Source organism: Leptolyngbya sp. FACHB-1624 (assembly GCF_047649235.1).
Taxonomy (GTDB): Bacteria; Cyanobacteriota; Cyanobacteriia; order Leptolyngbyales; family Leptolyngbyaceae; genus Leptolyngbya; species Leptolyngbya boryana.
The window spans coordinates 1,119,726-1,138,573 of the sequence record NZ_CP180258.1 but is presented as its reverse complement, the minus strand read 5'-3'; the positions used below and the strand labels follow the sequence as shown (position 1 = coordinate 1,138,573).

The 18,848-nt window shown below is 47.8% G+C and carries 15 protein-coding genes and 1 tRNA gene; 6 read left to right on the top strand and 10 right to left on the bottom strand.

Annotation, left to right across the window (positions count from 1 at the left end):
- Positions 1–18 precede the first annotated feature (18 nt).
- Positions 19–765: an HAD family hydrolase gene (locus ACMUEV_RS05150; protein WP_190653412.1), complete on the top strand. Its 747-nt coding sequence runs from the start codon at positions 19–21 to the stop codon at positions 763–765.
- Between the two features lie 47 nt (positions 766–812).
- On the opposite strand, the gene ACMUEV_RS05145 is transcribed toward ACMUEV_RS05150, so the two are convergent.
- A complete protein-coding gene (locus ACMUEV_RS05145) occupies positions 813–1,670 on the bottom strand; it encodes a M48 family metallopeptidase (RefSeq protein ID WP_190653413.1) in 858 nt (285 codons plus the stop codon).
- A gap of 50 nt (positions 1,671–1,720) precedes the next feature.
- A complete protein-coding gene (murA, locus tag ACMUEV_RS05140; RefSeq protein WP_190653414.1) occupies positions 1,721–3,103 on the bottom strand; it encodes a UDP-N-acetylglucosamine 1-carboxyvinyltransferase in 1,383 nt (460 codons plus the stop codon).
- Between the two features lie 196 nt (positions 3,104–3,299).
- Between murA and ACMUEV_RS05135 the strand changes: the two genes are divergently transcribed.
- Positions 3,300–3,383: transfer RNA gene (locus ACMUEV_RS05135), tRNA-Leu, on the top strand.
- Positions 3,384–3,531: 148 nt separating this feature from the next.
- Here ACMUEV_RS05135 and ACMUEV_RS05130 read toward each other — a convergent pair.
- From ACMUEV_RS05130 to ACMUEV_RS05120, 3 genes are all read right to left on the bottom strand, one after another.
- The gene (locus ACMUEV_RS05130) at positions 3,532–4,194 is read right to left on the bottom strand and encodes a hypothetical protein (protein ID WP_190653415.1); all 663 of its coding nucleotides are present in this window, start codon (positions 4,192–4,194) and stop codon (positions 3,532–3,534) included.
- A gap of 106 nt (positions 4,195–4,300) precedes the next feature.
- Positions 4,301–5,269, bottom strand: a complete 969-nt coding sequence (mdh, locus tag ACMUEV_RS05125; protein WP_190653416.1) for a malate dehydrogenase — start codon at positions 5,267–5,269, stop codon at positions 4,301–4,303.
- Positions 5,270–5,357: 88 nt separating this feature from the next.
- Complete coding sequence (locus ACMUEV_RS05120; protein WP_017290342.1) at positions 5,358–5,573, bottom strand: NAD(P)H-quinone oxidoreductase subunit O; 216 nt, start codon at positions 5,571–5,573, stop codon at positions 5,358–5,360.
- Between the two features lie 204 nt (positions 5,574–5,777).
- Here ACMUEV_RS05120 and ACMUEV_RS05115 point away from each other — a divergent pair, with 204 nt between their 5' ends.
- Together ACMUEV_RS05115 and ACMUEV_RS05110 are read left to right on the top strand one after the other, a co-directional pair.
- A complete protein-coding gene (locus ACMUEV_RS05115; RefSeq protein WP_190653417.1) occupies positions 5,778–7,850 on the top strand; it encodes a hypothetical protein in 2,073 nt (690 codons plus the stop codon).
- A gap of 217 nt (positions 7,851–8,067) precedes the next feature.
- Positions 8,068–9,192 carry a Gfo/Idh/MocA family protein gene (locus ACMUEV_RS05110; protein WP_190653418.1) on the top strand — a complete coding sequence of 375 codons (1,125 nt, stop codon included), beginning with the start codon at positions 8,068–8,070 and terminating at the stop codon, positions 9,190–9,192.
- Positions 9,193–9,284: 92 nt separating this feature from the next.
- On the opposite strand, the gene ACMUEV_RS05105 is transcribed toward ACMUEV_RS05110, so the two are convergent.
- Positions 9,285–10,946: a hypothetical protein gene (locus ACMUEV_RS05105; protein ID WP_242044820.1), complete on the bottom strand. Its 1,662-nt coding sequence runs from the start codon at positions 10,944–10,946 to the stop codon at positions 9,285–9,287.
- 362 nt (positions 10,947–11,308) lie between these two features.
- On the opposite strand from ACMUEV_RS05105, the gene trmFO reads away from it, so the two are divergent.
- Positions 11,309–12,679: an FADH(2)-oxidizing methylenetetrahydrofolate--tRNA-(uracil(54)-C(5))-methyltransferase TrmFO gene (gene trmFO, locus ACMUEV_RS05100; RefSeq protein ID WP_190653419.1), complete on the top strand. Its 1,371-nt coding sequence runs from the start codon at positions 11,309–11,311 to the stop codon at positions 12,677–12,679.
- A 554-nt stretch (positions 12,680–13,233) separates the two neighbouring features.
- Here the strand turns inward: trmFO and secA are convergent.
- The 3 genes from secA to ACMUEV_RS05085 all read right to left on the bottom strand — a co-directional run bounded on the left by secA (position 13,234) and on the right by ACMUEV_RS05085 (position 17,461).
- Positions 13,234–16,335: a preprotein translocase subunit SecA gene (gene secA, locus ACMUEV_RS05095; protein WP_017290347.1), complete on the bottom strand. Its 3,102-nt coding sequence runs from the start codon at positions 16,333–16,335 to the stop codon at positions 13,234–13,236.
- Positions 16,336–16,636: 301 nt separating this feature from the next.
- A complete protein-coding gene (locus ACMUEV_RS05090; RefSeq protein ID WP_190653421.1) occupies positions 16,637–16,861 on the bottom strand; it encodes a ribbon-helix-helix domain-containing protein in 225 nt (74 codons plus the stop codon).
- 57 nt (positions 16,862–16,918) lie between these two features.
- Entirely contained in the window at positions 16,919–17,461 is a 543-nt protein-coding gene (locus ACMUEV_RS05085; RefSeq protein WP_017290348.1) for a hypothetical protein, read from the bottom strand.
- Positions 17,462–17,632: 171 nt separating this feature from the next.
- Here ACMUEV_RS05085 and ACMUEV_RS05080 point away from each other — a divergent pair, with 171 nt between their 5' ends.
- Positions 17,633–18,100 (top strand): GNAT family N-acetyltransferase, encoded by a 468-nt coding sequence (locus ACMUEV_RS05080; protein ID WP_017290349.1) that lies wholly within the window; start codon positions 17,633–17,635, stop codon positions 18,098–18,100.
- A gap of 316 nt (positions 18,101–18,416) precedes the next feature.
- Here the strand turns inward: ACMUEV_RS05080 and ACMUEV_RS05075 are convergent, their stop codons facing one another.
- Positions 18,417–18,818, bottom strand: a complete 402-nt coding sequence (locus ACMUEV_RS05075; protein ID WP_017290350.1) for a ChaB family protein — start codon at positions 18,816–18,818, stop codon at positions 18,417–18,419.
- Positions 18,819–18,848 lie beyond the last annotated feature (30 nt).

The window sequence follows — 18,848 nt, the reverse complement described above, 5'->3', positions numbered from 1 at the left end:
ATTGATTACAAAATTCTTATGGCACTTAAGGCTCTAATTTTTGACGTGGACGGAACGCTGGCTGACACCGAACGGGATGGACATCGCATTGCGTTCAATCGTGCCTTCGCGGATTTTGGCTTGGATTGGAATTGGTCGATTGACCTGTATCACGATCTCCTCGAAGTTGCAGGAGGCAAAGAGCGCATTCAGCATTATGTGAAAACGTATGATGTGCCATCTCCTGAAGCGGATCTCAAAGCGTTTGCGGCACAGCTTCATGCTGCGAAGACTGGGCATTATCAAACGCTGGTCAAAGAAGGGCTGATTCCATTACGTCCCGGTGTCCAGCGCTTGATTCAAGAGGCAAAAGACGCAGGCGTGAGATTAGCGATCGCGACAACGAGCCAATTTGAGAATGTGATTGCCCTGCTCGAAACGACGCTTGCGCCCGATAGCCCGAATTGGTTTGAAGTGATTGCAGCAGGGGACATTGTGCCTCAGAAAAAGCCCGCACCTGATATTTATCTGTATGCGTTGGAGCAATTGAATTTAGAGTCTGAAGACTGTATTGCGATCGAAGATTCCTATCCAGGCTTACAAGCGGCTCTGCAAGCTAATCTCAAAACGGTGATCACGATGAATGATTACACCTGCCGCCACGATTTTTCTGGGGCTGCGCTCGTCGTTGATCAATTGGGAGAACCGGATCAGCCTTGTTCTCTCATTTCTGGAAGCGTGGACAAGTTCTCCTACTTATCTCTAAAGACTCTCCAAGCGATTTAGCACTTCAACGGATTGAAGCAGTGGGAGTGCTAAATCGCTGATTGCTTTTACCAGTTTCGCCAGCCGCCGATCGCGGGTTTTTCTGACCGCTCACTGATTAACTTCTGATACTCTTGCGAACTCGCCCAGCGATCGATTTCCCGTGCTCGCAAAACTGGAACCGGATGCGATAGTTGCGCCGTCTGCAACTGCTTCAACATCTCTCCAATCTCCGTCTTGCTCACCTCGTCGTAAGCCCGCGCTTGAGCGATAAAGGCATCGAGATTCAACTGATTCGCCAACTTGGGCGATCCTCCCGTCAGCTTCATCATCACCGACATCGTAATTCTCGGATCTTGAGTCGCAAGCAAGGCTGCACGATCGCAAGTAAACTCCGCACAGCGCACCCAATTCATAATCTGCGCTTGCAATCCTTGGGTCAAAACGCCTCCCATCGGCAACTGACCTGCCGCCAAAATCAGCAGATTTGCCAACGTCAAATAAACGCTGTGATCGCACTTCAGATGCCCTAATTCATGCGCGATCACGGCTTGAATCTCTTCAAGTGTGAGCAGATCAATCAGCGATGTGTGCATCACAATAAACGGTTGCTTCCCTCTCATCGCGAAGGTATAAGCATTCGGTACAGGATGTTGACGCACATAAAGCTGCGGCACGTCGAGATCTAAAACTTTACAAGCTTCAACCAAAAGCTGGTGCAACTCAGGGAGTTGCTGCTCGCTCACCAAAATGCTGGAGGCAATATTTTCAAGATAAAAAAATTGTTCCGCCACATTCCCCAACAGAGCGCGAATTGCCAGATCCAATCCGGGCAACTGTTTCAACGCTTGGGTCGCCTCTAAATCTAGAGGGTGACGGAACTGATCAGCTTTTAGCCCAATCAGGGCTGACTTTGAGAATGACATGTTCAGGCGTACAGAATCTCTCAAAGCCAGTATAACGAAAACGCCTGAACTTAGAGGGTGACTTTCATGGGAGCGCTGACAACAGAAGTATCGAGCGCACGCTGGATTTTTGCACCCAGTCCTCGCAGTTTCGCCTCAATGTTGTCATACCCACGATCGAGGTGATTCAACCCTTTCACAGTCGTCATGCCATTCGCTGCCAAGCCCGCAATTACTAAGGCGGCAGAAGCTCTCAGATCTGTACCTTGGACAGGCGCACCAGACAGTTGAGGCACACCGCGCACGATCGCAATATTGCCTTTTAAGCGAATATCTGCGCCCATGCGATTCAGTTCTGCCACATGCTGAAGCCGATTCTCAAACAGCGTCTCTGTAATCATGCTGTCTCCCTCGGCTAAGGTCAGCAATGACATAAACGGAGCTTGCAGATCTGTAGGAAATCCAGGGAAAGGCAAGGTTTCAATATCCGTACCCCGGAAAGTTTTGGCAGGCAACACTCGAACACAATCGGGAGCATCAATTGCCACATGAATTCCGATTTCGCTGAGTTTCGCGATCGCTGCACTCAAATGATCCGGCACAACAGGAGATAAGCTAATTTCCGATCGCGTAATTGCACCCGCCATCAAAAACGTTCCCGCTTCAATCCGATCCGGGACAACCGAATAATCAATTTCGTGCAATTTGGGAACGCCGTTGATCACAATCCGGTTAGTTCCTGCACCTTGAATCTTTGCACCCATCGCATTACAGAAATTCGCCAAATCGACGACTTCCGGCTCTTGAGCGGCATTTTCAATAATTGTTTCGCCTTCTGCTAAGGTCGCTGCCATCATGATATTCTCGGTTGCACCCACGCTTGGGAAATCGAGATAAATCCGTGCGCCTGTCAAGCGTTTGCGATTTCCACGCACGTACGCATTGACAACCCCATGTTCGATGATGACTTCTGCACCTAGGGCTTGTAAGCCTTTTACGTGCAAATCAACGGGACGATCGCCGATCGAGCATCCACCCGGCAACGGCACTTGAGCAACGCCTAAACGCGCCAGCAAGGGACCAATGACAAAGAAGCTTGCCCGGAGTTTGCTAACGATCTCGTAAGGCGCTTTGGATTGGTTAATATCAGAGGCATCCAAATCAAGAATGCCAGCTTCTTGATCGTGGAGTACTTTAACGCCCAAGGCTGACAAGATCTCGCCAATGCGAGTGATATCGAGCAGCGAAGGGACATTTCGTAACCGACAAGTTCCTGAGCAAAGAATCGACCCAGCCATGAGGACAAGGGCGGAATTTTTAGCCCCGCTGATCTTGACGTGTCCACTCAGGGGTTGTTGTCCCCAAATGTGTAGTACAGAGTGACTTTCTTCAGGTGAAGAATCTTGAGACAAATTGGGCGCGAGAGTAATGGGTCTGTCCTCCTGGGTCGGCATGTTGAAATTTACGCTAAGATTTGGGACTTCAAAGTTGGTTTAGATTCTACCGGAAAGCAGGAAATTGTCCAGCATCACTCTGCACTGCCCGGCATTCCACGTCGCCCGTTTTGCGTAAACTCAGAAAAAATCAATTTCCAAAAAGATTGACAATTTCAATGCAATCCACGATACTTGGAGATCGCGACCGATAAATGCGGGACTGGCGGAATTGGTAGACGCGCTAGATTCAGGTTCTAGTGTTCGCAAGGACTTCCGGGTTCAAGTCCCGGGTTCCGCATCTAAGATAAGTGGGCTGCTCTCTTCGGAGGCAGCCCATTTTTGATACCATCCCAAGAATTTAATCTCCGGCAAATTACGGGAAATTGATCAATATATACTTATCAATTCACTGGAGTCTATGGATGAAATTTAATCGATCGAGCAGTCTATAACTGCCCCGAAATTGGTTGACAGGTATTACTTCCCAGCGTCGGTTGGATGGGAATCGGCTCGTCTCGTTGCAAGATCTGATTATCGGTCCCTAAAGCCCGTACATCGCAGATACCCGTCGCTCCAGATCCGACCAGCAGTAGCATTCCATTCGTGCCTGTATCTCGGAGAACCTTACCGTTATCAAAGACAACCTCGACGGCTGCAACATCGGGAGAAAAAATTTCACCATAGAACACCGTATGGCGCTCTTTAACGTTGGGATGAGTCCGTCCGACGTGGTATCGAATCAGTTTTTGCTGTTTTCCAGCGGTGGGTTTGTCAGGATTCTGATTGAAGGAACTGCCTGTCGATTTTAGGCTCCATTCCATGCCATTGCGTTTGACAACTCGATAACTGAGGGCAGGCTGAACTGAAGCTTCTTTTTGCAACGATTTGGCTTCACTCGGACAATTTCCACGCGACAAAGCTACAATGCCTTTTTCCCATTTTCGCACCGTCAAGACCTGAAAATCCTTTGCTTCAGCTTTGGATGAGCCAGGACAACTAAATGGGCGACGTAGCATTTCTTCAGGCGTTGCAGCCACGATCGAGACTGTGTATCCAACGGTTCCAAGACAAATCAGACCCACTATGCCCATCAGCCAGCGACGATTCATGTTCTTCGGTTCCTTGCGGTGACAAAAAGTTGATGAATTTCCTTTCGATAGTTTGCACTGTTTCTAAATGTTCAGACTCCCCCTACAGCGGGGTTTTTCAGCATGGTTACACTGTAGCTGCTAAAAGTTGATTTGCACGATCAATATTTTCTCGAATCGATTTTGCTGAAGTATGAAGTGCTGTTAACTCAGAATCTGTGAGATTGAGTTCGATGATTTTCTCGATGCCACCGCATCCTAATCGGCAAGGAACTCCAATGAAGACCTCGTTCAGTCCATATTCTCCTTGAAGGTACGCGGCGATCGGTAACAGGCGAGATTTGTTGTACAAAATTGCTTCAACCATCGCACAAGCTGAAGATGCAGGTGCGTAGAATGCGCTTCCGGTCTGCATTAATTCAACAATCTCTGCACCGCCGTTGCGGGTGCGTTTGATGAGTTTGTCGATCGTGGTTTCGGGTAAAAGTTCTGTAATTGGAATTCCATTGACAGTCGAATATCGAGGCAATGGAACCATGAGATCGCCATGCCCGCCTAGGACGGTGGCATTAATGTCTGACACTGAGACATTCAGTTCCATTGCGATAAAGGTTTGAAACCGAGCGGAATCGAGAACACCTGCCATGCCCATGACTTGTTGAGGCGGCAGATCGCTCACTGCCCAAGCGAGATGCGTCATGACATCGAGTGGATTCGTAACGACGATAATCACCGCATGAGGAGAATGTGCGATCGCTTGTTTCACTACATCGCGCACGATTTTGGCATTGGTTAAAAGCAAATCATCTCGGCTCATCCCCGGCTTGCGAGGCAGTCCGGCTGTAATCACAATGACATCAGAATTCGCCGTATCGAGATAGTCGTTGGTTCCAAAAATGTGGCGATCGTGCCGTTCTACCCCGCGCGCTTCCATCAAATCGAGCGCTAATCCCTGCGGACGACCCCGAACTACATCAAGTAGGACAACATCTGCTAAATTTTTCTCTGCAACTCGCTGAGCTAATGCACTCCCAACATTGCCTGAGCCAACGATCGAAACGCGGAATTGGGAGCAGGTTGGAAAAGAAGAAGACATGAAAATTGCCGCCAGTGCTTCTTGATTTCATCTTAGCGCTGTCGATCAAGAAACTAGCGGCACAATTGGAATCCTTTAAGAATCGCGCCTATTTGAAGGATTCAAGCTGGTCTTGACGCAGCCAAATATTAGGAGTGGGAACTTTGCCAAATTTGACGAAAGCATAATCGCCCTTCAAATCGACGACTTCACCCTGGGTTTCAAAGATATAGCTAGGGAAGCGCGGATCGCTGGCTTTTGCTTCGACGCTGTTTTCTAATTTCTCACGCACAACGCGCACCATCTCGCCTTTCTTAATTGGCATACCTTACCTCAGTGTTTTCTAACTGATCATTATGTTGCAAAAGCTGAATTGATTATGATGCAAGTTTGTAAGGATTTCCATAGAGAACCTTCGTATTCATCAAGTCGTTTTTTGTATAGAGCTGTCTCCCGCTTTGGGTAGACGAATTCTTGCCGAGAAAATTTTTAGTTTTACGGGAGGTCATTCGCACGATCGAGGTCATGCATGAGTTCATCGAACAAGCTAGAGACAGCCGAATCTTTTCCAGACTCTTCTTCTCTTGAGTCGCAACCGAAACGTCTGCCCATTCGTGCGATCGCGCTATTGCTAAGTTTGATCTTTTTTGGCTTTCTGGGGTATCAGGCTGAGCTTGTCTTACCGATGCGAACTCCAAATCTCAGCAGTACTTACACTCCAGTGACTCAAGCACCGCCTAGCAGTCTCGGTTCCTACGATGTCTTGGGTCACGTAGTTAATCCATCGGATGCAGAACAACTGCTGCAAACCGAAGCCGGAAAAGAACAACTCTCCCCAGAACAAGGTGCAGTCGAGATTAATCAAGACTTGCTCACACTCGGACGAGATACCTTTTATCGCGAAACCTTTGGCAATGAGCGCTTTCTGACCGATGTAGTAGGAGCGTTAGATGGACCAATTAATTTAGCAAGTATTACAAAAGCGATCGTCAAACTCGCAGGACAACCCACCACGAATTTACAAGTTGCAGTTGATCGAGATGTCACTCTCGGTGGGCGAGAATTCAAAGCAGGGACCTTGTTGAATACGGGGTTAGATATTCCGGCTCGATCGCTTTTACCGCTCGGAATGCGGACTGAATTATCTCAAGGTAAAGTCCGAGTTGGAATTACCTGTGCGTTTTGTCATGCAGCAGTCGATCGTCAAACAGGCAAAATTCTAGAAGGTGCGCCTAACAATGATTTGGACACGGGGCTAATTCTGGCATCTGCATCGAATTCAGCCGCGATGTTCCGACATACAGGGATCAATCCGACTCAATTGCAATTCGGCGATCGACGTTACATCAATGCTCAAGGCAACGAAGCTCAGCTACCCGATGCGAAAGCAGTAGAAGATGCGGTAGATGCAGATTTTCTAAGTTGGGCACCCGGTAATTTCGACTCAACGGGAACCATGACGAGTAACCCTTCTCAAAATCCTTCGTCTTACACGTTTGAGGCTTATCCCTACGGTTGGAGCGGACATTCAGCGATCGGCTGGTTTCACGGACTTACAACGCTCAATAGCAATGTCCATGCAACCAATTCTGATACGACGACTGGAGCAGATGGAAGTCAGGCATCACTTGGGATTGATAAAGAGACCTATCTCGGCATTCTGCTGCAAAATGCTTCAAATCCGAAATTTCGTCTACCCGATGGTGTGAATCCGGCTGAATTTTTCGATCAATTTGATCCAACTCCCGGCGAACCTGCAATCAATGAAGTGATTCGGATGCCTGGTTATCCGAAAGGCTCACCATTTATGTTAGATGGCTTAATGGCAAGTTCTCCAGGGTTGCCTGTAGGTCAACAACTGAATGCGATGTCTGCTTGGCAAAATACCTTAGCTCCACCTCCCTACTCTGAAGCTCAAAATTTACAGCAGTTGCAGCAAGGCGCAAAAGTCTTCGATCGAGCAGGCTGTGCAGAATGTCACAGTGGGCGAACGTTCACGAATCACCGGGTCATTTCTCAGCAAGAAGTCAAAACTCAGCCTTCGCGTGCTCCTGCTTTGAAAGTCTTTGCCAAAAGCTTCGTTGCACCTAAAACGTATCCCAATGGGGAATCCGTTCCCCTGCCTGAGAATCCATCTGTTTTGCCTGTTCCAACGGATATTACGCCAAAGTCTGATCAACAAAGAGCATTTGCGCTGAATGATTCATCTGGAGGGTATAAAGTTCCTAGCTTGATTGGCTTAGCAGTCACTGCTCCTTATCTGCATGATGGTGGAGTCGCAGCGAGTTCAGAAGCATTGCAGCCTGACGTGACCGGAGCTTATCAAATTACTCAAGCTGATCAAATTGGGATGGCAGGAACATTGATGCAGCATGTTTTGCCTGATCCAGCGGCAAGCTTGCGGATGTTAGTCGATCGCAATTTACGCAAACCGATGATTGAGGCAAATCGGGCAAATGCTGATTTAGTGCGATCGAACATAGATGGTAGTGGACATGAGTATTGGATTGATCAAGCTGCGGGATTCACCCCAGAGGAGCAGACTGCTGCGATTGAGTTCATGCTTTCGTTAGATGATGATCCCCAAGTCCTTCTTAACTGATGAGAATTCGATGCACCTCAAGTCAATTGGTTTAGTCCTAATCTTTCATTAGCAAGAGGAACGGTCTATTTTCGCTCGTTACAGTAAGCCTGCAAGAGTGGTTGAAACGCATCCACCGTGTCCTCGCTCTGTTTTATTCCGGGGGCGGGTGAATGCAAGGAACGATACGTTTCAAAAATCCTCTGAAATTCATCCTAATCCCGTTTCTCCTAACATTATGACTCCCAATCAAGTTACTCAAAGGAAGATTCGCTATGCTGTTGTCGGCTTGGGTTGGTTTGCTCAAGCTTCCGCACTTCCCGCTTTTGCTCATGCTGAAAATTCTGAACTCGTAGCTTTGGTTTCAGACGACCCAACAAAGCGAGAAGAAATTGCTAAACAGTATGGAGTTCAGCATACCTATGCTTATGATCAGTACGAAGACTGCCTAAACAGTGGTGAAGTGGATGCCGTCTATATCGCATTGCCCAATCATCTGCACTGTGAGTATACGGTGCGTGCTGCAAATGCAGGCATCCACGTCCTTTGTGAGAAGCCGATGGCAGTGACAGAAGACGAGTGTCAACAAATGATTGATGCGTGCGATCGCAATCAAGTCAAGCTGATGATTGCTTACCGTTTGCATCTCGAAGAAGCGAATATGCAGGCAGTCGAAATTCTCAAGTCTGGGCAAATTGGCGAACCACGCATCTTTAACTCTGTGTTTACTCAGCAAGTAAATGCGGGAAATATTCGCGTTCAGAAAGCAGTTGGTGGCGGCACGCTAGATGATATTGGCATCTACTGTATCAATGCGGCTCGCTATCTCTTTCAGGCAGATCCGATCGAGGTTTTTGCAACAGCAGCTAGTAAAGACGAACCTCGTTTTCGAGATGTCGCAGAGATGTCGAGTGCAATTTTGCGTTTCCCAGACGATCAACTCGCTTCGTTTACGGTCAGCTTTGGTGCAGCAAAAACTTCGAGTTATCAAGTGGTCGGGACAAAAGGCAATTTGCGAGTTGACCCAGGTTATTCAGGGCAAGGTGAGATCAAGCATATTTTGACGATCGACGACAAAACACAAACTCAAACGTTTGAAGGTCGTGATCAGCTTGCAGCCGTGTTCGTTTACTTCTCAGATTGCATTTTACAGAACAAAGACCCAGAACCTTCAGGTCAAGAGGGTTTGATTGATATTCGGATCATTCAAGCGCTCTATAATTCAATTCAATCCGGTCGCTTTGTTCAGCTTCCCACCATGCAGCGAGAGTCCCGCCCTGGGCTACATCAATCGATTCAGCGCCCGCCGCTTGAGAAGCAACCTGAACTCGTCAATGCCGCTGATCCATCGGGTCAATCTTAATTGCACAGTTCGGAGTGGGGACAGGGAGCAATCTGAGTTTGGGTTCTTCCCGTCTCTCCGTCAGATTTACTAGCACTGCTTTTCTCCACCTCTCAGCGAATCTGTCTAATTTGCCGAGTTTCCTCTAGAATGCTTTCTACATCTTCCTCACTCAATCGCCGCACATAATTGACTTTGATCTCTTCGAGTAAATCTGTTGCTAAAGACTGAAGCTCTTGCAGCGATCGCTGATCTTGTAATTCTGTTGCTAGATTTTGACCAAAACTTTTCACGAGTTGACTGATCAATTCACCACCTTTTTTATCTTCTAGCGCCAGCACGATCGCATCATAAACCCCGCTTGTGACCTCTGCCACGAGTCTCTCATTGATCTGACGCGGTAGATCCCCTACTAATGGCATTGCTTTCAAGCCTTGATAAGCAGGCGACTGGCTGAGAATCATATCAACATTATGTCTCAGCACTGCTTCTAGCTCAGGCTTGATCTTTGGCAAAACATTGTAGACGGTCGTTTTGACTAAATGCGTTGCAAGCTCTTGAACCTCATCGCGCTGATTGAGATCAATGTAAGGACGATTCACAGATTGAATCAGCCAGCGTGAAATCTCACCGCGCGCGATCGCATCTTGAAAGCGATCGATAACCTGTATGACAACGACTTCTGCCATATCTTCAGAAATGTTCGCGACAAAGCCTTGACTTGCTTGAGTCCGCACCCGCGCAAGGTTAACCATCCCGGACTGATCCAACCGAACCACAGTCGGGATCACCCGTAACCATCTGAGAAAAGGCAACAGCAAAAAGATGTCATACCATCGCCATAGCATTGCATCTAACCAAGACAAACTTTGATAGCGACGGCTGAGATAGAACGTTCGAGCAATGAATTCTAAAGCAAAAATTCCAACAAATGGTGCATCAACGAGCCAAAACCAATCAACAAATTCGCCATTCTCTCCAATGGGTCGATAGTAGTTCACAGCGATTAAAGGACGAATCTCTTGATTGAAAAACTTCTGTTCTGTGGCTACGCCTCGCTGTGCTAAATTTTCCTGGCTCCAGAATGTTGCAAACGCTTGCTTTGCCGATTCTCCTCGACGCTGACCAAACACATGCTCTCGCATACGATTCTTGATTCGTTCAAGCGTGCCGCTTTTATTCGCAACGGCAAAAGGATTCGTGCTCACAAGTTCTGAACTGCGATCGCGCAAATCTTGCAATCGAGTCTGTACCTGCACACTTTCTAATCCAAACTGTTGAAGTTCTTGCTCTAAAGTGTCTACCGTACTTAGATAGGCTTCCGTATCGCGATGCGGCTCGATTCCCTTTATCGGATCGTAGAGGCGGGTGACGGCTGGAAAGTTGCGAAACCAGAAATCCCGCCAAGGAATATACGCAAAGTCAAAGGCAACAAGTCCCAAATTTACAAGTGCCAACCCTGCCATCGCTCTCTCAAACCAGAGATTTCGACGAGGTGGGAAACGAGAAGGAGACGATCGCATAAAATTCCAACCAGCATTCACCTTCTGAATTTTAAGCGCGATCGCTTCACAATGATAAAGACAGCAACATTTCCGTAAAAATACTCCCGCTGCTATTTCAACTTGGCTGATATTAGGTTTTAGTGTTGTGGAGACTTCAGCACGTTGAATCCCTTGAAAATCTTGAATAAAGGTAGAGCAACCTGACCTAAACGGCTCTGAGTAGAGATAATCTGTTTCGGTTTCTGTACATACTTTAGGGGACTTCCCCATAAGAAGCCAGTGTTATTACGGATAATTTATTAGTTCTTCACAGGTGGATTTGAAAAATACGGACGTATCTGACCACGTTTTCAGATGGTTCCGGCATTATTCATCACTCTGAAGAATGAAATATAGAGTGAAAATGGCTCAAACCCTCGAAAATTCGTTTTTTCTTTTCAATCGGCTTAAATCAGTACGGGTATTCGTATTTTCACGGAGATGCGACAGTCTTTACAGACTTGAATATAAAGCTTCAATGAAGTTTTATATTGTTTACGGATCGCAACGCTGCTTATCGAATATTTAAAACTCCTGAGTTTTAGCCGAAAGGCTTATCCTAGAAAAGGACTGTTGACGCGCGCTTTTTTCATATGACTGAACACTCTCCAATCCACGTTATCGGCGGTGGCTTAGCAGGCACAGAAGCTGCTTGGCAAATTGCTCAAGCAGGCGTTCCTGTTGTGCTGCACGAAATGCGCCCGATGCGCCAAAGTCCGGCTCATCATTCTGAGCATTTGGCAGAATTAGTGTGCAGCAATTCGTTTGGAGCGCAGGCAACAGATCGCGCTTCGGGACTCTTACACGAAGAATTACGGAGATTGGGGTCGATCGTCATTCAGAAAGCCGATGCTCATCAAGTTCCGGCAGGTGGAGCGTTAGCGGTCGATCGCGGAATTTTTAGCCAGGATTTGACTGAAACGCTCTCGGCTCATCCGCTGATCGAATTGCGGCGTGAGGAAATTACGGAGATTCCCAAAGACGGAATCGTGGTACTGACGACCGGACCTTTAACAACCGATGCACTAGCTGAAGATTTGCGCCAATTTACAGGCATGGCGTATATGAGTTTCTTCGATGCAGCTAGTCCGATCGTGGTGGGTGAATCGATCGATTTTGAAACGGCATTTTTGGCATCGCGCTACGATCGCGGCGAAGCTGCTTATCTAAACTGTCCGATGAGTAAAGAGCAATATCTGCACTTTTGGCAGGAGCTTTGTCAGGCAGAACAGGCAGAATTGAAAGATTTTGAGCGCGAAACGGCGAAGTTTTTTGAGGCATGTTTACCGATCGAGGAAATGGCGCGTCGAGGTGAAGATACGATGCGCTACGGCCCGTTGAAACCTGTGGGATTGTTCGATGCGCGATTAGGTGACTTTCGAGATCCCGCAAATCGAGAAAAACGCCCGTATGCAGTGGTGCAACTGCGACAAGAAGATAAAGCGGGGCAACTCTGGAACATGGTCGGGTTTCAGACCAATCTGAAATGGGGCGAACAAAAGCGAGTCTTTAAGCTGATTCCTGGCTTAGAGAATGCAGAATTCGTTCGGATGGGTGTGATGCACCGCAATACGTTTATCAATTCGCCAGAATTGTTGTTGCCAACGTTGCAGTTTAAATCGCGATCGACGTTACTCGCAGCCGGACAAATCAGTGGAACCGAAGGCTATACTGCCGCTTGTGCAGGCGGTTGGCTCGCTGGAACTAATGCCGCTCGAATTGCTTTAGGGCTAGCTCCTTTAGCCTTACCTGTAACGACCATGATGGGAGCTTTGTTTGATTTTATTAGTTCTGCTTCTCCCAAGCATTTCCAGCCAATGCCACCCAACTTTGGCATCTTACCGGAGCTACCCAAGAAGATTCGCAACAAGCAAGAGCGGTATGGACAATATCGCGATCGCGCTTTTGCTGATCTCGATCAGTGGAGCGGAGTTGTGAACAACGTCAGCGCGATCGCAAGCTGATTGCGCTTGTAAATTCAGTCTGTCGCGGTGGGGAGGGAGAGTTGTTTTCTTGGTATCTCCCCACTTTTTCCCACCTCTAAATTTTCGGTTGATCGTTGATTGTGCTTGCCCGCCCGTGGTTGAAAATCACGGTCTAACCGCGCAAAGTCTCTAAAGAGACTACCAGAATACAGCGATGCAGTCCCTTTAGGGACTTCGTACAGCTAGCACGGGGTTTTAAACCCTGTGCGTGAGAGCGCGATCAATAAATCAACCCGAAATTTACAGGTGGACTTTTTTGTGCAGTTATACCAAATTGAAGAGTGTTTGCGACAAATGCCTTGCGCATGGAATTCGCGGCTACACAAACGAAGTCCGCACAGGCGGACTAACAGCCATTTCTTTAACGCGTACAGGCGGGTTTTGTCTGCTGAGTCGCGATTTCCAATCGCCAGGACATCAAGTGTCGCGATCAAAAATTGATTGGGTATTACACCTCAACCACGATCGCGATACGGCACAAAAAATCCCAGGTACGATCGAACATGTACCTGGGACTTCAGTGTTCAATTCAACTAAACGACTTCAACTTCAACTTGAGGCTGAGGTTGCTGAGGCTGGAATTGGAACAATGAGTAAACTACATCTCGACGAATGTTGATCATCATTTCCAGGAACAGCTCATATCCTTCGCTCTTGTACTCGATCAACGGGTCTTTCTGACCGTATCCTCGCAATCCGACCGACTCACGCAAGCCATCCATTGCTTGGAGGTGTTCACGCCAGAGGGTATCAATTCGATTCAGAATAAAGAACCGCTCTGCCTGACGCATCAATCCAGGCTGCACCGAATCTACTTCCGCCTCTTTCAAGTCATAAGCAATTCGTGCCTGCTCATGTAAGAATGCCTTCATTTCGCTCAAGGTCATGTCTGCCAAATCTTCTGGCTGCATGTCCTGAAGCAAGTAAACAAACTCTTGCACCTTGCTGACAAGCTTGTCTAGCTCCCATTCTTCCGGCGGTAGCTCTGGATTGATATAGGCTTCCACAATGTCATCCATTGTACGTTCAGCATATTCAATCACTTTCTCTTTCAGGTCTTGTCCTTCAAGTACCCGACGGCGTTCAGCGTAGATAGCACGACGCTGATTGTTCATCACTTCGTCATACTCAAAGACTTGCTTCCGAATGTCGTAGTAGTAAGTCTCGACTTTCTTCTGCGCGCCTTCAAGCGATCGCGTAAGCATCTTCGACTCGATCGGCATATCTTCTTCCACGCGGAAAGCATTCATCATGCCTGCAACGCGATCGCCGCCAAAAATCCGCAGCAAGTTATCTTGCAAACTTAGGAAGAACTTGGTCGAACCCGGGTCACCTTGCCGTCCTGCCCGTCCTCGCAACTGGTTGTCAATCCGGCGCGATTCATGACGTTCTGTCCCAATGACGTGCAATCCTCCGAGTTGAACCACTTCTTCGTGTTCGCGATCGGTAAAGGCATCGTACTCAGATCGGATCAGCTTGTAGACTTCCCGCAGTTTCTGAATCACTAGATCAGTCGTCGGAGCTTTTTCCGCCGCCGTTGCGATCTTGTCTTCTGCTTCAAGTTCCGGCAAACTGCGCTCACCATATTGCTGAACTGCAACATGTACCGCATCTTTGAGAGCTTGCTCTGTCTCTGCCGAAAGTTCGACCGGATAGATATCCGATTTGGCTTTCCAAGTTTTAATCTTGGTTGCCAGCCCAAATCCTTGACCGCCACCGCGCTGATCTTGGGCAAAACCCATGCCCGAAAAATCTTCGTCATCTTCAGGCTCAACAATGCGCGGCATGAAGTACTCACGAATCTTCAGACGTGCCATATAGTCTGAGTTTCCACCCAGAATGATGTCGGTTCCGCGTCCTGCCATGTTGGTCGCGATCGTCACTTTGCCCTTGCGACCTGCTTGAGCAATGATCTCTGATTCTCGCTCGACGTTCTCAGGTTTCGCGTTCAGCAAGTTATGGGGCACATTCAACTCTTGCAGCAGTTGAGAGAGCAATTCAGATTTCTCAACGCTGGTCGTTCCAACCAGAACCGGACGACCGGTGCGGTGCATCTCATCACACTCGAGTGCGATCGCGCTCCACTTTCCGGTAATGCCCAGAACGAACAGCCCGTTTTCACCTTCTGGCACACCTTGCCGAATCATCCGATAAACTTCGTAGCTATTCGTCACGGTGATCATGCCCGGATGTTTCGCCTGCCGCAGAATTTCTTTGGCTTGCTCTTGGCTTTGGGGTAATCCTGGGCAAAGATTATGAGCAAGACCCTGTTTATCGAGCAGTTGAGACAGATTGCTCAACGCTTCCAAGTTCATTACCCAAATCAAGACGGGGCGACCTTGCTCAGATTTCTCTGCCGCTTCGCGCGTAAAGACGGTTAAATCCCCGGCTTCGGTTTTGTACACCACATCTGATAAATCCACCCGACGACGTTCCCGGTTGGTTGGAATTTGGGTGACTTCTAGCTTGTAAATCTTCTCAAGTTCAGCTTCTTCGGTCTTCGCCGTTCCGGTCATGCCTGCAAGTTTCGGATACAGCAGGAAGAAGTTTTGATAGGTGATCGTCGCGAGTGTTTGCGTTTCGTTTTGGATGTCCACGCCTTCTTTTGCTTCGATCGCTTGGTGCAAGCCATCACTCCAACGGCGACCCGGCATGACGCGACCTGTAAATTCATCGACGATCACGATCTCGCCGCTACGGACGATGTAGTTCACATCATTGATAAACAGTTCTTTTGCTTTAATCGCATTAAAAACGTAGTGCGCCCAAGGATCATTCGGATCAAAGAGATCCGATACACCGAGCAGTTTTTCTGCTTCGATAAAGCCTTCATCCGTCAGGAGAATGTTGCGCTGTTTCTCATCAACTTCGTAATGATCATCGCGTTTGAGCGATCGCGCCACATCTGCCGCCTGCAGATATTTCTCAGTCGGACGTTCAACCTGACCAGAGATGATCAGCGGAGTCCGGGCTTCATCAATCAGCACCGAATCCACTTCATCAATTACGCAGAAGTTAAAGGGGCGCTGTACAACTTCTTCCATCGAAGTTGCCATGTTATCGCGCAGATAATCGAAGCCTAATTCGCTGTTCGTGGCGTAAGTGACATCGCAGGCATAGTTTTTTTGACGCTCAGCCGGAGCCATGTTTTGCTGAATCAGCCCCACACTCAAGCCCAAAAAGCGGTGCACCTGTCCCATCCATTCTGCGTCTCGTTTTGCCAGGTAATCGTTCACCGTGACGACGTGAACGCCTTTACCAGAGAGCGCATTCAGATAAGCGGGCAGTGTCGAAACCAGAGTTTTTCCTTCACCCGTTTTCATTTCCGCGATTTGTCCATCATGCAGCACCATGCCGCCGATTAACTGCACATCGAAGTGCCGCATCCCCAAAACGCGCTTTCCAGCTTCCCGCACGACTGCAAAGGCTTCTGGCAGAATATCGTCGAGAATCTGCTTCTCCTCGTCGAGATTTCTTGCCTTGGCGAGTCGCGCTCTAAATTCAGCAGTCTTGCCTCTCAGTTCTTCATCTGAAAGTGGCTCAATCTCCTCTTCCAAAAGCTTGATGTCATTAACGAGTGGCTTATATTTTTTGAGCTTACGCGCATTGGGATCGCCCAGAATAGATTTAAACATGACGGGGGAAAATCAGAGATCGCTGAATGTGGGTATGGGTTCGTATCGAGACAAGAGACGCATTTTAACGTTTCCGTATCGATTCTAATCAAAGGTATTCCAATCCTATCACCCAGAACGAAACCTGAACGGGCAAGGGGATCGGGGGAAAGCCGAACAACTAGGTATTGTAATTCAATTCACTCGATCGACTGCAATTCTAGATAAGCAGCGAGAATACGTTGAACTTGCTGCATCTGTTCTGGCTTGACTTGCCAGAACAGGGATTTTTGAATTTCTGTTCCAACCGAAGATTCAAACGTTACAAACCACCCGATGCTTCCCAATCGGTAATGGCTGCTTGTTGCCATTCCTCCTCCCAGTTCCCCTTTAGTTCATCCAGTGCAAGAGAGGCTTCGACTAAGGCTTGCTGTTCCTGTTCCCTGCGCCAGTATTGCAGAAGGGATTCAATGAGTTGGCTTCGATCTTCTACATGCTGATCGATATCAGCAATCAAATCGTCAGGTAAAGAGACGGAGACTTTCATTCAGAACTTTCCGGAGAACGCTGACTATTTTACTACAATGAGAGTATGGTTCAATCCTTACGGAGCGTTCTCCCAGTCAGCGCTGAGCTTGCGGAAATTATATTGATTCGTTCCAGGATGGCAAGTGATGCAGGTTGAAAGATTGAGCGGTTTTGGGAGTTCGACTTTGGGGTGGAGGACTTTAAAGGCTTTGGATTCATTGACGCGGTAGGGAATGCGTTCATCTTCAAAGGCTTGACGCGAGAAGGTTCTCAGATATCGCCAGACGAGCGATCGCGTTGGATCGACAAGCGGAGTCAGCGTCGCGCCGTAATGCTGGGAATCTTGCAGCAAGTCGCGCCAGGTTTGAGTTGGGAAAATCGCAGGTGGAATGCCGATATGACAGGTGGCGCAATTTTGTAAATAAGCATCTTGTGCGAGTTTAAGATTGCCAGTCACAGCATCGACTGTGCCAATCTCGGCTGGCGCATTGGAGACAGGGGGGGATTCCATTGCTTGAGAAAAACCCCATCCTAAAATCAGACTCCAAATCAACAGAATTCCGATTAAAATCACAGGAGATCGTCTGCGAATCCGACGGCGCTTAGGTGAATTTGACATGCGAAGACCTTTACTGCATTGAGTCCGATGAAAGGGTGACTTAAAACAAGATTAAATTGTTTCTGAGTACTCACCTTTCACAGAATAGTTTTTAAAGTGACAAATTTGTGACTGTTACTTTTCGCCAATTCCGATACAACAAAGTTTCAACTCAGAATTTAGGACATCAGGATGGATTGCAGTCAGGTTCAGTTTTGCGATCGCAAAACTCAGATCGATCTCCAACAACTTCAAGAATTATTTCAACTTAGTGCATTTTGGGCGCGCGATCGCAAAGTCGAAGATTTAGCGATCGCCATTAAGCATAGCGACCCGGTGATTTCGGCTTGGGATGGCGATCGGTTGATTGGATTTGCCAGGGCGACTTCGGACGGAATTTATCGCGCTACGATTTGGGATGTGGTCGTACATCCGGACTATCAAGGCGCAGGATTGGGACGAAAATTAGTCCAGACGGTGCTAAGCCATCCGCAGGTGTCGAACGTAGAACGGCTTTATCTGATGACGACGAATCAGCAGGAATTTTATAAGCGCATCGGATTTGAGGTGAATCAGACAACAACAATGGTGTATTTCAATCAGCCCTTGTCGTTACCGAGTTCTGCCATTTCGGTTGAGGTCGAATGCGATATTGGGTGATGATCAGTCCGTGAGCAGCTTTAAGAGTCTGTTTTAAAAGTAATCGTCGAGACGCATTCACCCGCCCCGGAATCGAATTCCAGGGCTAGTTGAACGAAGTCCATTCAAGGACTACCAGCCAATCAGAATTAGGTCTTCAGTCCTTTTCAAAGGACTTCGCATTGTTAGCCCCGACTTCCAGTCCGGGGCGAGATAGAACGAAGCGAGGAAACTGTTGATACGTTTCAAATACCCTCTAAAACTATGCCAAAAAAATTGCCCAACGGTTAGACTTGATCGTTGGGCAATTTTCTAGCATCAATTTACAATCCGTAGACTAGCTTGCGCTACCTTCAACACCTGCGCTGTAAACATTGTCATCGGGATGACCTTTGCGATGCCAGCTTCCATCTTCACCTTTCTCAAAACCTTGCTTGACACTGTTCCAAGCTACCTGCATCGCAGCCTCACGGCTCAAACCATCACTTTGAGAGTTCTTGAACGCTGCCATAAAGACTTGATCAGCACCGTCCAGTAACTTATCGGTTACTTCAGAGGGCAAGCTTTCGTTTTGCTCATCAACATCATCTCGCCCTGCTGCCATCTTATCCGCAGTTGATTTCGGTTCAGCAAGTGAGGCTTGATCTTCACCGCTACTGACCGTATTCACCTGCTCAAGCTGTTTATCTTCTGCATCGATTTGCGGATTGGCTTGAGTCCGTTCGCTTCCTGTTGGCATATGAATAACTCCTAGAATATTAAATCTGGA